Below are 15313 nucleotides of genomic sequence, written 5' to 3'. Positions count from 1 at the left end.
GATGCCTAAACCCGATTGCAATGGAAAGCCCGCTACGAAGGCAGGGGTTCAGCGCGGCGTGAGAACTTGAAATGTAAAGCGGGGCATACTTAGATTGACAACTCTATTAGTAACGTTTACTGCTCCTTGTTATATTATACTAACGACATTACATTCCGAATAAACATGTACCTTAATTAGTCTATAGTGAAGAGATGAATTTTACCATATATATAACATTTAGTACACAATATAATATCACAATAATTACAACCATGCAATTTCAGAATAAAGTATTCGTTTTATGTATTCATTTAACTTATACTAGCAGATTATTACATTGATTTAATCAAATTAAACCATATCTTTGCATGATGTTTAAAAACGTGGATACTAAACGTAAATACATAATTGGTGCTTTGGCAATTGTACTTGCTGGAGGCTGTAAGAGTTCGTATGAAAAGTTAAAAGAAAGTCCTGATAGCTTAATAAAGTATGAAAAGGCTGTTGAGTACTTTAACAAAGGCCGTGAGTTGGTGAAAAATAAAAAAGGCGGAAGCTTTAATTATTTCCAACGCTCGCATGATTTATATGAATCATTATTGACTCCTTATAAAGGTACATCTAAAGCTGAAGATGTTTCTTATGGACTTGCTTACAGTACCTATTATTTAGGTACAGACTTGCTGGAAGCTCGTTTCTTGTTTAAAAATTTGGCAGATGAGTTCCCTACTGGTAAGTATGCTGAAGAAGCTCGTTTTATGGCTGCAAAATGTTTATACGAGGAGTCCCCCTCTTCATATTCTCTTGACCAAGCCAATACTTACAAGGCATTAGAAGCGATTCAGCTGTTTGTTGAGCTTTACCCTAATTCATCTAGAATTGAAGATTGCAATAAGATGATTGATAGATTAAGGGGTAAACTTGAATCAAAATCATTTCAAAACGCCAAACTATATCTGACTATTGGAGATTATAAATCAGCGATAATTGCATTTAAAAATTCATTGCGTGATTATCCTGATACTAAATACAGAGAAGAAATCGAGTTTCTAATTATAAAAAGCAATTATTTATATGCGAAAAACTCGATAGAGATTAAACAGGAAGAACGCTATAATAATACAGTTGATGCTTATGCATCTTTTACCGAAACATTTCCTGAAAGCAAGTTTGCAAAAGATGCCAAAGAAATTGTAGAAAATTCAAATAAGGAATTGGCCATTATTCAAAAACATAATCAATCTGCGCAAGCAGTTAGTCAATTAAATCATCAGTAATTAAATACAAAAATAAATATATAGTATGCCTAACACTAAAAGTAATGTAGCTAGCACAACCGTAACCAGAGACGTTAGACAGTTGGATACCCATACTGAAAACATCTATGAAAGTGTTGTAGTAATTGCTAAGAGAGCTAATCAGATCTCTGCTGCTTTAAAAGAAGAACTAGGTAATAAGCTTTCAGAGTTTGCTACTTCTAATGACAATTTAGAAGAAGTGTTTGAAAACAGAGAGCAGATCGAGATCTCAAAATATTACGAGCGTATGCCAAAGCCAACGCTAATCGCAACTCAGGAATTTCTGGAAGACAAGGTATATTTCAGAAATCCAAACAAAGAAAATTAACTTAAACAAAACGGTTGGCCTATATGTCCAACCGTTTTGTTTTATAGGTAGATCACATAAAGCAAAAAGTAATACCTTTGTTTTAAAAGTAATCTGCACCAAATGCTCAATAATAAAAACATACTACTTGGAATTTGCGGTAGTATTGCAGCCTATAAAGCGGCTGAACTTACGCGTCTTCTTATTAAAGCAGGAGCAAATGTTAAGGTGATCATGTCGGACAGTGCCACAGACTTCATTACTCCTCTAACCCTATCCACCCTTTCAAAGAACCCTGTAAATATTTCATTTGTTAAAAATGAAAATGGAGAATGGACCAATCATGTTGAATTGGGCCTTTGGGCAGATTTGTTTGTGATTGCACCGGCAAGTGCAAACACCATTGCCAAATTTGCGAATGGCATTTGTGATAACCTCCTAACGGCAACTTATCTTTCAGCCAAGTGTCCAATTTATTTTGCCCCTGCAATGGATCTGGATATGTGGAAACATAAGTCGACCCAAAACAATGTTCATCACTTACAATCTTACGGCAACCATTTAATTAAACCGACCTCGGGCGAATTGGCAAGTGGCTTGGTTGGAGAAGGCCGAATGGCTGAGCCTGAAGATATTTTAAACTTACTTATTAATTCGATATCTGTACAACAACAATTAACTGGTAAAAAAATTTTAATAACAGCGGGCCCAACCTATGAAGCCATTGATCCAGTACGCTTCATTGGAAATCATTCAACAGGCAAAATGGGATTTGCTATTGCTGAGGATGTGGCCAAACGAGGTGCAGATGTAATATTGGTAACTGGACCGACATCACTTAAAGCTGAACATAAAAACATAAAAACAATAGCGGTTACTTCAGCAGAAGAAATGTATACCCAAGCTGTTTCATTTTTTAATACAGTCGATGCGGCGATATTAAGCGCAGCCGTAGCCGATTATAAACCAACTCAACCAGCCCAGCAAAAAATTAAAAAGTCGGATGATTCCTTTAATCTTGAGTTAACCAAAACCCGAGACATTCTTGCGGACTTAGGCAAAATGAAAGAAAATGGGCAATTGTTGATCGGTTTTGCATTAGAAACCAATAATGAGATTGAAAACGCAAAAATCAAACTCAAGAAGAAGAATTTAGACTTTATTATTCTAAATTCGCTGAACGACAAAGGAGCAGGTTTTAAAACTGACACTAATAAAATCACGATCATTGATAAAGATGAGAAGATTGAAGAGTATGATCTAAAATCAAAAGCCGAAGTTGCACACGACATTGTAAATAAAGTAATATCGATTATCCATGGCTAAAAGACTACTATTTGTTGCAATTACTCTTCTTGGTTTTACCTTGAGTGCAATTGCTCAAGATCTTTATTGCAGAGTTTCAGTTGTGCATCCGCAGATACAAACCAGTGATGAACGCATTTTCAAGGCATTGGAAAAACAAATACAGGATTTTCTAAATAACAGAAAATGGGCTATTGATAACATCCAACCACAAGAAAAAATTGAAGCCAGCATAACCCTTAATGTGAGCAACTGGGATGGCAACTCAAAGTTCGAGGCTACAGCTCAAATTCAATCATCTCGTCCGGTTTTTGGAGCTTCTTACAATACTCCTGTTTTGAATATTAATGATAAAGACTGGAATTTTAATTACCAAGAAATGCAATCGTTGGAGTACAATGAAAGTGGTAACAATAATAGCAATCTGGCTCTTTTACTTACTTACTACGCGAATGTAATCGTTGGACTTGACTATGATACGTTTGCATTAGAGGGAGGCACATCTTATTTCAACAAAGCACAAAACGTAGTAAATAATGCTCAAAACTCTATTTATGCCGGATGGAAGGCTTTTGAGAGTAATAAAAACCGTTACTGGCTAGCCGAAAATCTGCTAAATAATACTTTTAAACCTGTCCGCGACATGAGCTATACCTATCATCGTCGTGGATTAGATTTGTTTTATTCGAATATTGATAAAGGACGTACAGACCTTCTGACTTCTTTAACTACCATAGAAAGGGCTTACAATGAGCGGCCGACAGGATATTTCTTCATTGTTTTCTTCACTGCAAAATCAGATGAAATAGCGAATATTCTTCAAAAAGCTGATCCTACACAACGTTTAAAAGTTTTGCCAATTCTTAAAACAATAGATCCGGCTAATTCTAATAAATACGAACAGGTTGCAGCGGCTAAATAATCATCATTTTATATTATAACAACAAACTTTATACTGAATAATTGTGATATATAGACTTTCCATTAAAAACTACGCAATTATTGATCAGCTCGATATTTCATTTTCTGATAATTTAACAATTATCACAGGAGAAACAGGAGCTGGTAAATCTATTATTTTAGGCGCATTAGGTTTAATTCTGGGAGAGCGTGCTGATACGAAAGCACTCTTCCGACAAGAAGAAAAATGCGTTATTGAGGGCTCATTCAAAATAGGAAAATACGAGCTTAAAGAATTCTTTCGTGAAAACGATATCGATTACGACCCAAATACTATTATCCGTAGGGAGATTACAACCGATGGTCGTTCGAGAGCTTTTGTTAACGATACGCCAGTAAATCTTACGTTATTAAGAGAATTAGGTGAAAAGCTGATCGATATTCACTCTCAGCACCAGACCCTTCAGATAAACTCTGCCGCATTTCAATTATTTGTAGTTGATGGTTTCGCTCAACATGCGGAACTGCTCCTGGAGTACAAACAGAAATTTAAACAGTATCGTAAACTCAAGGTAAAACTTGAAGAGTTTATTGAACAAAGCAATTCCGGAAAAGCTGAAACAGACTACATACAATTTCAATATAATGAACTCGAATCAGCCAAGTTAATTGATGATGAACAGCATGATTTGGAGCAAGAACAACAAACTTTATCTCATGCTGAAGAAATAAAACGCAACTTAAACCATGCCCATTATTTATTAAACGAAGGCGAAGCGCCTATTATAGTTCAGCTAAAAGAAGCCATCAGTGTAGTTGCATCTCTTGAAAAATTAAATGATCAATTAAATGCTATTGGAGAACGATTAAAAAGTGCTCAAATTGAATTAAAAGATCTTTCAGGTGAAGTGGAACAGTTGGCAGAAAACACAATTGTGAATCCTTCCCGCTTAACTGAAGTTAATGAGCGCCTGGATCTTATTTATCGTCTTCAGCAAAAACATCGTTTAGGTTCAATTCCGGAATTGATTGCCTTAATGAATGAACTCGGCACAAAACTCAATTTATTCAATAACCTGGATGAAGAAATTGAGCAATTAAAAATTCAAATAGGTCAGCTCGCAAAAGAACTTTCAGTCGTTGCTGTAAACATTTCTAAGAATAGAAACAAAGCAATTGACGAGGTTGAAAAAGAAGTCACCTTTTTATTAAAAGAAGTGGGAATGCCAAATGCTGTATTCAAAATTGATAATACTTTATTGCCCGAAGATCAATTCACGCAAACAGGCATCGATCAAATTCGTTTCCTGTTTTCTGCAAATCAAGGATATCAACCGATCGATTTAAGTAAGGCAGCTTCAGGAGGTGAACTATCCCGTTTGATGCTGGCTATTAAAGGCCTTTCAGCTCAATATAGTGCTTTGCCAACAATCGTTTTCGACGAAATTGATACTGGTGTTTCGGGAGAAGTGGCTAGAAAAGTAGGGAACGTAATGCACAAATATGCTGAAAACATGCAGGTAATAACCATTACTCACCTCCCCCAAATTGCAAGCAAAGGACAGACGCATTTCTTTGTTTATAAGGAAAATAAAAATGGTCAAACATCAACAGGTGTACGTAAGCTTAATGAAGACGAACGCGTTCGGGAAATTGCTACAATGTTAAGTGGTGAAAACCCTGGAGAGAATGCGATTCTCAACGCTAAGGAATTGTTGCTAACTAATTAAATCTAATAGAGTTTAACCGGAGTATATAAAAACTGTGTAAAAAAGATTCGGGTCAAAAACCGAATCTTTTTTGGCAAGTAATATCGAATAAAAGTCCAATTATTTGAAAACCAAAAAATTAAAAACCAGCCAGTACTGAGTTTAAATTTCAGCCTCACTTAAACCAAATAATAAGCATATATTTGAGTCGAAAAAACCATAAATAGTTTATACACATGGGATACAATTTATTAAAAGGTAAACGCGGTATCATTACAGGCGCATTAGACGAAAACTCAATTGCTTGGAAGGTAGCTGAGAAAGCGCATGAAGAAGGTGCTACATTTGTTTTAACCAATGCACCTATCGCGATGCGCATGGGCGAAATTAAAGTATTGGCAGAAAAAACAAATTCGCAGATTATACCGGCTGATGCTACCAATGTTGATGAATTAACTAATCTATTTACTCAAGCTCAAGAAATATTGGGCGGCAAAATTGATTTTGTACTTCATTCAATCGGAATGAGTGTTAACATTCGCAAAAACGTTCCATATACAGAATCTAACTACGATTATTTCATGAAAGGTATTGACGTATCAGCAATGTCATTACACAAAATGTTGAGCGTAGCTAAGAAATTAGATGCGATTAACGAATGGGGAAGCGTTGTTGCTCTTACCTATATGGCAGCTCAGCGTACCTATCCGTTTTACACAGATATGGCTGATATCAAAGCAATGTTAGAATCAATTGCGCGTAGCTTTGGATATCATTACGGATTAGAGAAAAAAGTACGTATTAACACTGTATCACAATCGCCAACCAAAACAACTGCCGGAACTGGTATAAAAGGTTTTGGTGATTTTTATGATTTCGCAAATTCAATTGCTCCTTTGGGTAATGCCGATGCTGAATCATGTGCTGATTACTGTATTACCTTATTCTCTGATTTAACGCGTATGGTAACGATGCAGAACTTATTCCATGATGGTGGATACTCCTCAACTGGAGTAAGTAATGAAGTGATGGCTAAATTAGGCGTTGAATAAGATTCAAGACCAAGAGTAAAGACACGAATACAATAAATAAGGCTTTCAGGATATCTGGAAGCCTTATTTATTGTAAAATACCAAATACTTCTGCTTTTACCTTCTTCTGCCATTTAGCTTGTGCTTCTTTATCAAGCCCATGCCGGGTTTCTGTATCGTATGCATCCTGAAGCTTATTCATTTCTCTATAGGCTTCCAAATATTCATATTGCATTATACTATCCGCATCTTGATAGTTAAAATCTTCCCTGACTTTCAATTTATTTTTAAAGTTTTCAGCTGCAATTCTGGCAATGTCAAAATGCAATTGTTCATGGGCCAAAACATAATCAGTATGATAACCAGAAAGCACCCATGAGGCTGATTTCTGAAAATAAACCATAATTTCAATTCTTATCCGTAGTGTGTCTTCCCTTGAAGAAATCCGCGCTTGGTAACCAAACCCTGTAAAGGACATTGCAGCGTTATTATTTTGAGATCTGGATTTCCCTGAAAAATCGTTCCAACTCAGCGGTCTGTCAAATGAATAAAAAACAGTATCACCTACCTCTTTTTTAGAATTATTCACAAAAACTTCAAGCTTAATAGTCTTTGCTTTTAACTCACTCTTTGTATTCTGCCCATATATAGGAAGGCCAATAGATATTAACAAACCTATTAAGAGTATTTTCATTCAATGAATTAATTTATCCAAAATAAAAGTACAAACCAATAAAGGCCATCTATTGAGATGCCCTTTATTGGTAGATAATTATCTTCCCTGTTGACTAAAATCCTTTCATTTATCCATATAAACAGATTAATTTTCTTGTAGCGATATGAAACTATACTCTCCTATTAACAATTTTAATGGAATAATGCTTGCGGGTATAGAAGCTGAAATTGTTTAGGTTGCACCCGATGAGAAAAAAGAAACTGATATTAAGTTTATTAATTCTAGTAATAGTCTGCTCGGTGGGCTATTCTACTTATCGCATATTCAATTACTCAGGCAATAAAAAAATTCATTTTCTTGATCATTCCTTAGCTTCGAAAAACATTGAGGAGGTTTTAAAAAGTCCTGAATTCAAAGGCAAGGTGGTCTATGTAGATATTTGGGCAAGTTGGTGTGGAGAATGCATCAAACAGTTTCCTTATGCAAAGTCTCTAAAAACACACTTCAGGGCTGAACCAATTGCGTATCTCTATATTTCGTATAACAATAAATTTAGAATTGACCATCAGACAAAATGGAAAGCATTAATCAAGAAAAATAATTTAGAAGGATATCATCTCGAAGTAAATAAAGATTTCTATGAAGATTTATGGAGCAGAATAAAAACAAGTACTACTGAGAAAATAACAATTCCTCGGTATTTAATTGTTGGAAAGGATGGTAAAATAGTAAATAAAAATGCAGCTAATCCAGAATCAGAAGCAATAGTTTATGAGCAAATACAGAAAGCATTACAGTAGTTATTGGAGAACGGTTATTAATTATTGACCCTATTTTACAATCGGAAACATAATTTAATAAAAAAGCTCCCGGGTTTCGGGAGCTTTTTTATTAGCTTAAATTATCTTCTTCTTTTTTCTTACGCTTTTTTGATTCTTTGATAAGATTAACAGTTATTAAATCCTTTTCCTTATCGTAATCGACTTCCATTATATCTCCTTCTTGAATTTCTCCTTTAAGGATTTCTTCAGCAATTGGATCTTCAAGGTATTTTTGGATAGCACGATTCAATGGGCGCGCACCGAAACTCGGATCATATCCTTTATCAGCAATGAATTCTTTAGCATTATCGGTAAGCTGAACGCTATAACCCAAAGCGTGAATCCTGCCAAATAATTGACCCAATTCAATATCGATAATCTTAAAGATATCTTCTTTTGAGAGTGAATTGAACACTATTACATCATCAATGCGATTTAAGAACTCAGGAGCAAATGCACGTTTCAATGCCGTTTCAATTACACCGCGAGCATGACTATCAGCATTCATTGCTTTTGTATTCGTTGTAAACCCAACTCCTTGTCCAAAGTCTTTTAATTGGCGAGCACCAATGTTTGAGGTCATAATAATTACCGTATTCCGGAAATCCACTTTGCGACCTAAACTATCAGTAAGAACACCTTCATCCAGCACTTGCAACAGAATGTTATATACATCAGGATGAGCTTTTTCAATCTCATCAAGAAGAATAACTGAATATGGTTTACGACGAACTTTCTCGGTTAATTGCCCACCTTCTTCATAACCAACATAACCTGGAGGCGCACCAACTAAACGTGACACAGCAAATTTCTCCATGTACTCACTCATGTCAATTTGAATCAATGAATCATCTGTATCAAACATGAAACGAGAAAGTGCTTTGGCTAACTCTGTTTTACCTACCCCTGTTGGGCCTAGGAAAATGAATGATCCAATTGGTTTTTTAGGATCTTTCAAACCGGCACGTGTACGTTGAATTGCTCTGGTAAGTTTCTTAATGGCTTCGTCTTGACCAATGATTTTGGTTCTCAATTCATCGCTCATGTTAAGCAGTTTAGTACTATCTGCTTGCCCAACACGTTGAACAGGAATTCCTGTCATCATGGCAACCACTTCAGCAACATTATCTTCTGAAACAATATAACGTTTAGTTTTAGTTTCAGCTTCCCACTCCGCTTTTGCAATTTCAAGTTGTTCTAACAGTTGTTTCTCTGTATCACGAAGTTTTGCCGCTTCTTCATATTTCTGACTGCGTACAACCCGATTTTTTTCAACTTTGATATCTTCTATTTTCTGTTCAATATCAATGATATTTTCAGGAACATGAATATTAGTCAGGTGAACACGTGAACCAGCTTCGTCTAAAGCATCAATTGCTTTGTCTGGCAAGAACCGATCAGTAATATAACGAGCAGTAAGGTTTACACAAGCATTAATTGCTTCAGGAGTATACGTAACACCATGATGATCTTCATATTTCTCTTTAATGCGATTTAAAATTTCCTTAGTTTCATCGATCGTAGCTGGTTCAACCATAACTTTTTGGAAGCGACGATCAAGTGCTCCATCTTTTTCAATGTATTGACGGTACTCGTCTAAGGTAGTAGCTCCAATGCATTGGATTTCTCCACGTGCCAAAGCAGGCTTGAACATGTTTGAAGCATCGAGTGAACCGGAGGCTCCACCCGCGCCAACAATCGTATGAATCTCATCGATGAAAAGGATAACATCAGGAGATTTCTCCAGCTCATTCATTACGGCTTTCATACGCTCTTCAAATTGTCCTCGGTATTTTGTACCGGCAACCAATGAAGCCAGATCCAAGGTTACAACACGTTTATTAAACAATACCCGTGAAACTTTACGTTGAACAATACGCAAGGCTAATCCTTCGGCAATAGCCGATTTACCTACGCCTGGCTCTCCAATTAAAATTGGATTGTTTTTCTTACGGCGCGAAAGGATTTGAGAAACACGCTCAATTTCTTTTTCACGACCAACAATAGGATCTAATTTACCGTCTTCAGCAGCTCTTGTTAAATCACGACCAAAATTGTCAAGTACCGGAGTTTTTGATTTTGAATCCCCTGTCTTTTTACCTGAACCATAATTTTCCTCTTCGCGATAGTTTTCCTCATCAGAAGAACTCTGAGGAGCTTCGCTACGAATGCCGTTAATATTAACTTCTAATTCAGTTTTGAAGATTTCATAATTAATATTGAACTGATTCAACACTTGTGAAGCAATGTTATCTTCATCGCGTAATATTGAAAGCAATAAATGCTCTGTACCAATAACTTCGCTTTTGAAAATCTTAGCTTCCAAATAGGTGATCTTCAATACTTTTTCTGCCTGCTTAGTCAATGGAATATTACCTAAATTAACGGTAGTACCCGAAGTTCCCTTCACAGCATCTTCAATCGTTTTGCGCAACTTATAGGTATCAACAGCCATTCCTTTCAACAACTTGATAGCGATACCATCACCCTCACGGATTAGTCCCAGAAGCAAATGTTCGGTACCTATATAGTCGTGCCCTAATCGTAAAGCCTCCTCTCGGCTGTACGATATGACGTCTTTAACTCTCGGTGAAAATTTCGCTTCCATATCTTATGATATATATGAAATAATAAGTTATTTAATCTTTAAAACGCCTAAATGTATTAAAATGTTTATACATGTCAATAGCGTTTTATTTTTATATTACACAAACAAGTTCAACAATCAAGCCAATGGGACAATTACGTTAAATTATGTCAGAAAGTTACAGAAAATTTATTTTTTGAACCATCTTTCTTATTTACCGATATTTGTCGCCATTAAGTTTCAGTAAAAAATGTCAGACGAAAAAATAATTTTCTCAATGGCGGGAGTAAACAAAATCTACCCCCCTCAAAAACAGGTATTAAAAAACATTTACCTCTCCTTTTTTTACGGAGCAAAAATCGGTGTTATCGGTTTAAATGGTTCCGGAAAGTCATCTTTATTGAAGATTATTGCCGGTTTGGATAAATCGTATCAAGGTGAAGTCGTTTTTTCGCCGGGCTATACGGTTGGATATCTTGAACAAGAGCCCACTTTGGATCCAACTAAAACAGTATATGAAGTAGTTCAAGAAGGCGTACAGGAAATTACGGATATTCTTAAAGAATACGAAGAAATAAATGAAAAATTTGGTTTACCAGAGGTTTATGAAAATCCGGATGCGATGGATAAACTTATGGCTCGCCAGGGTGAACTTCAGGATAAGATTGATGCATTAGGTGCCTGGGAAATCGACAGTAAACTGGAGCGAGCAATGGATGCATTACGTTGCCCTGACCCGGATACCAAAATTGCCATTTTGTCAGGTGGAGAGCGCCGTCGTGTGGCATTATGTCGCTTGTTACTTCAGCAACCGGATGTATTATTGCTGGATGAACCAACCAACCACTTGGATGCTGAATCCATTGATTGGCTAGAACAACATTTACAAAATTATCAAGGAACGGTAATCGCTGTAACACACGACCGTTATTTCCTTGATAATGTTGCCGGTTGGATTTTGGAACTTGACCGTGGAGAAGGCATTCCTTGGAAAGGGAACTACTCATCATGGCTGGACCAAAAATCAAAACGTTTGGCACAAGAAGAGAAAACAGAAAGCAAACGACAAAAAACCCTTGAACGCGAGTTGGAATGGGTGCGTATGGCTCCAAAAGCTCGTCATGCAAAATCAAAAGCGCGTTTATCTGCTTATGATAAATTGGTTAGTGAGGAGACTAAAGATCGCGAAGAACGCTTGGAATTATTTATACCTCCGGGTCCACGTTTAGGAAATGTAGTTATCGAAGTTCAGAATGTTACGAAGGCTTATGGCGATCGTATCTTGTTTGAAAACCTTAACTTCTCATTACCTCCTGCCGGTGTAGTTGGAATTATTGGACCAAACGGTGCCGGTAAAACTACCTTATTCCGATTGATCACCGGTCAAGAACATGCTGATTCAGGTTCATTTAGGGTTGGTGAAACCGTAAAATTAGGCTACGTTGATCAAAGTCACGATAAACTGGATGCTGAGAAATCAGTATTTGAAAACGTTACAGGCGGTACCGAATCAATGATGTTGGGTAACAAATCAGTTAACTCAAGAGCTTATGTATCGAAATTTAATTTTAACGGTGCTGATCAGCAGAAGAAAGTAGGTGTACTTTCTGGGGGAGAACGTAACCGTGTGCACTTGGCGATGACTCTAAAAGATGGAGCAAATGTACTTCTACTCGATGAGCCAACCAATGATATCGACGTAAATACCTTACGCGCCCTCGAAGAGGCAATTGAAAACTTTGGAGGTTGCGCGGTAATTATTTCCCACGACCGTTGGTTCTTAGACCGCGTTTGTACCCACATTCTTGCATTTGAAGGTGATTCACAAGTTTACTTCTTCGAAGGTGGTTACACTGAATACGAAGAGAACCGTAAGAAACGTACTGGAGATATTACTCCTCACCGTATCAGGTATAAGAGTTTGGTAAAGAATTAAGGTTTTGATTTGAGATATGCCTATAGTGTATTGAGACAGAAAAACAGATTAGGTCTGAGATCTGAACTGTTCGATGATTCACAAATGCCCCGAATGATGAGTTTGGGGCATTTTGTTTATACGACAAATTAACAGAATAAAGCATCTGGCACAAAATATGTGTTTAAACACACAATCAAAAAAGGGAATTAAAATGAAAAAGAACAGAACAGTGGCAGCAGTCTTATATGGCCATGAATATGATATGGGAGGAATGCCAATTCGCCAGCTCTTCCCTACTCAAAAACTAGATCAAATTGATCCGTTTATTTTACTTCATCATGCTGAAGTAAAAGCCCCTACTCACCTACCGCCCGAAAAGGCAGGAGTTGCACCTCATCCACATCGTGGCTTTTCTCCGGTTTCTTTCATTTTTAAAGGGGGAGTACATCACCGTGACAGCAGAGGGAATAACAGCGTCATTTATGCCGGCGGAACGCAATGGATGAATGCAGGAATGGGCATTATGCACAGCGAACGTCCTCCTAAGGACATTCATGAGCTTGGAGGAGTTCAGGAATTAATTCAATTATGGGTGAATACTCCAGCCGTACATAAAATGGATCAACCTCAGTATTTTCCATTAAGTGAGGAAGATACTCCACAATTCATAAGTGAAGATGGGGAAGTAAGGCTTAAAATTGTTGCCGGTAAAATTGGGGATATCGCAGGACCAATTCCGACTTTTAGCCCGGTTAATGCATTTGTTGTAACAGCAAAAGAAGGTGGCGAAATCTCGATTCCAATTCCTGAAAATCACAATGCATTTATCTACCTACTTGATGGACAGTTAAAAGTCGAAGGCTTTGGATTAGTAGACGGTCATAATGCTGTGCAATTTAATAATGATGGCAATGCAATTACCTTCATCGCGACAAAAGACACCCGTGCTCTCTTAATGACTGGCGAACCACTGAATGAAAAGGTTGTTTCACATGGCCCTTTTGTAATGAACAGCGAATCAGAAATTATGGAAGCCATGCGTGATTATCAGATGGGGAAAATGGGAATTCTTATCGAAGATTAATTTATAAACATTGATTATTTGTTTTTAAAGGCGAACCTAAAAGTTCGTCTTTATTTTTTTGCTTATCTGAATTAAATAATTATTTGTATTTTAATCATCATACATTAAATCAATCTATTATGAAAAAAAACATGGCCGAATTAATCGGCACTTTCGCGCTTGTCCTTTTCGGTTGTGGCGCAGCCGTAATTAGCGGTGTATCACCTTCAGGACCTTCTGGAATAGGCTTGTTAGGAATTGCATTTGCATTCGGATTAGCGGTTGTTGCTATGGCCTATGCAATTGGACCTATTTCAGGTTGTCACATCAATCCAGCAATTACAATTGCAATGATGGTTGCTGGTAAAACCACAACGAAAGATGGTATTGGTTACATTATCTCCCAGTTCATTGGTGCTTTACTAGGAGCTTTGGCATTAAAGATAATTGCTAATGGCAAACCTGATTTTACTATGCAAGAATGGGCTCTTGGATCAAATGGTTGGGGTGATGGCTATGGCGGAGCTTATTCAATGACCTCAGCATTTATTACAGAAACAGTTTTAACCTTTCTATTTCTCATGGTTATTTTCGGAAGTACGGCTAAAAACGCATCACCTGCTATGGCAGGCTTGGCAATAGGCATTACTTTAGTTTTAATTCATTTAGTAGCAATTCCTATAACGGGCACTTCAGTAAATCCAGCCCGGAGTTTTGGCCCTGCAGTTTTAGCCGGAGGCAAAGCATTAAGCCAATTATGGTTATTCATGATTGCTCCGGTTTTAGGCGGTTTAATTGCTGCACTATTTTGGAAAGGTGTATTTGAAAAAGCATGACTCAACAAAACGGGTATTTAAACCATTAACGGCTGTCCAAAAAGCCGAATTAATCAATTTGGGTCACGTTGAGTCTCGACAACTATCAGGAAAACATCTGTTTCATGACATTACAGACCTTCGTCTCTGCTCAGGGCGACATGGGAAAGTGCCTTTTGGGGGACAGCTGTTTTCTTTTTATTAAGACTTCATTTCCCGTGATTTTTCCAAAAACAAAAAAATAACTATTTGTTAACAAAACTTTACCATAACTAATTGGTTTTTAATGATTAAAAAGACGTATCTTCATGAAACCACGCAAAATTCATGTTTCGTGAATATTTAGGCTCAATTTTAAAAACTCAATTTTATGGCCTGGAAAAAATTTAATGGGGATATACTTAAGCTCTCCATCCTCGATGAAGTGGAACAGACCATCGAGAAAGAAAACTCACTGGGTAACAAACTCAAGGTTTGCATTGGAACTGATTCACAAGTTAAAGCAGATCATACTGATTATGCTACTGTGATCGTGTTTTTGCGCGAACACAAAGGTGGATTTATGTATATCCATCAAGAAAAAGCCCACAAAAAAATGAGTATTCGCGAACGAATGCTTAGTGAAGTTCAAAAATCAATTGATATTGCCTATGCACTTTGTCCTTTACTAGATCTTTATGAAGTCGATATGGAAGTCCATGCTGACATTAATACCAATCCTCATTTTAAATCCAATATAGCTCTTCACGAAGCAATGGGCTATATTTTAAGTATGGGCTTTGTTTTTAAAGCCAAACCTGAAGCGTTCGCAAGTACTTATTGTGCTAATAAAATGGTTCATTAGGTTCGAGGTTGATCAAAAAATAAGATTTAGGCCCAAGGTTTCAGCCCTGAACCTAAA

At 36.9% G+C, this 15313-nt stretch carries 13 protein-coding genes; 11 read left to right on the top strand and 2 right to left on the bottom strand.

All coding sequences use genetic code 11. The features are described from left to right. The first annotated feature begins 353 nt into the window (after window positions 1–353). The 6 genes from FN756_RS14070 (at window position 354) to FN756_RS14045 (ending at window position 6553) form a co-directional block, all read left to right on the top strand. Window positions 354–1259, top strand: coding sequence for an outer membrane protein assembly factor BamD (locus FN756_RS14070; protein WP_185955301.1), 906 nt, complete (start codon window positions 354–356; stop codon window positions 1257–1259). A 25-nt stretch (window positions 1260–1284) separates the two neighbouring features. Next, entirely contained in the window at window positions 1285–1608 is a 324-nt protein-coding gene (locus tag FN756_RS14065) for a DNA-directed RNA polymerase subunit omega (protein ID WP_142604755.1), read from the top strand. A gap of 102 nt (window positions 1609–1710) precedes the next feature. Beyond that, entirely contained in the window at window positions 1711–2913 is a 1203-nt protein-coding gene (gene coaBC, locus FN756_RS14060; protein WP_142604754.1) for a bifunctional phosphopantothenoylcysteine decarboxylase/phosphopantothenate--cysteine ligase CoaBC, read from the top strand. After that, on the top strand, window positions 2906–3814 hold the full coding sequence (gene porD / locus FN756_RS14055; protein ID WP_142604753.1) for a type IX secretion system protein PorD: 909 nt from the start codon (window positions 2906–2908) through the stop codon (window positions 3812–3814). The genes coaBC and porD overlap by 8 nt, the downstream gene beginning before the upstream one ends. A 43-nt stretch (window positions 3815–3857) precedes the next feature. After that, on the top strand, window positions 3858–5522 hold the full coding sequence (gene recN, locus FN756_RS14050; protein WP_142604752.1) for a DNA repair protein RecN: 1665 nt from the start codon (window positions 3858–3860) through the stop codon (window positions 5520–5522). Between the two features lie 215 nt (window positions 5523–5737). Then, the gene (locus FN756_RS14045; RefSeq protein WP_142604751.1) at window positions 5738–6553 is read left to right on the top strand and encodes an enoyl-ACP reductase FabI; all 816 of its coding nucleotides are present in this window, start codon (window positions 5738–5740) and stop codon (window positions 6551–6553) included. A 67-nt stretch (window positions 6554–6620) separates the two neighbouring features. Here the strand turns inward: FN756_RS14045 and FN756_RS14040 are convergent, their stop codons facing one another. Then, entirely contained in the window at window positions 6621–7226 is a 606-nt protein-coding gene (locus FN756_RS14040; protein ID WP_142604750.1) for a DUF922 domain-containing protein, read from the bottom strand. 227 nt (window positions 7227–7453) lie between these two features. Here FN756_RS14040 and FN756_RS14035 point away from each other — a divergent pair, with 227 nt between their 5' ends. After that, the gene (locus FN756_RS14035) at window positions 7454–8008 is read left to right on the top strand and encodes a TlpA family protein disulfide reductase (RefSeq protein WP_142604749.1); all 555 of its coding nucleotides are present in this window, start codon (window positions 7454–7456) and stop codon (window positions 8006–8008) included. Window positions 8009–8099: 91 nt separating this feature from the next. Here FN756_RS14035 and FN756_RS14030 read toward each other — a convergent pair whose 3' ends face one another. Beyond that, complete coding sequence (locus FN756_RS14030) at window positions 8100–10637, bottom strand: ATP-dependent Clp protease ATP-binding subunit (protein ID WP_142604748.1); 2538 nt, start codon at window positions 10635–10637, stop codon at window positions 8100–8102. Between the two features lie 229 nt (window positions 10638–10866). Here FN756_RS14030 and ettA point away from each other — a divergent pair, with 229 nt between their 5' ends. The 4 genes from ettA (at window position 10867) to FN756_RS14010 (ending at window position 15256) form a co-directional block, all read left to right on the top strand. Beyond that, the gene (ettA, locus tag FN756_RS14025) at window positions 10867–12552 is read left to right on the top strand and encodes an energy-dependent translational throttle protein EttA (protein WP_142604747.1); all 1686 of its coding nucleotides are present in this window, start codon (window positions 10867–10869) and stop codon (window positions 12550–12552) included. Between the two features lie 193 nt (window positions 12553–12745). Next, a complete protein-coding gene (locus FN756_RS14020) occupies window positions 12746–13618 on the top strand; it encodes a pirin family protein (protein WP_142604746.1) in 873 nt (290 codons plus the stop codon). 119 nt (window positions 13619–13737) lie between these two features. Next, window positions 13738–14433 (top strand): aquaporin Z, encoded by a 696-nt coding sequence (gene aqpZ / locus FN756_RS14015; protein WP_142604745.1) that lies wholly within the window; start codon window positions 13738–13740, stop codon window positions 14431–14433. Window positions 14434–14782: 349 nt separating this feature from the next. After that, window positions 14783–15256, top strand: coding sequence for a ribonuclease H-like YkuK family protein (locus FN756_RS14010; protein ID WP_142604744.1), 474 nt, complete (start codon window positions 14783–14785; stop codon window positions 15254–15256). Window positions 15257–15313: the final 57 nt, after the last annotated feature.

The organism is Solitalea koreensis (assembly GCF_900182575.1).
In the GTDB taxonomy this organism is placed as follows: Bacteria; Bacteroidota; Bacteroidia; order Sphingobacteriales; family Sphingobacteriaceae; genus Solitalea; species Solitalea koreensis.
This window is presented reverse-complemented; position numbering and strand designations above follow the sequence as displayed.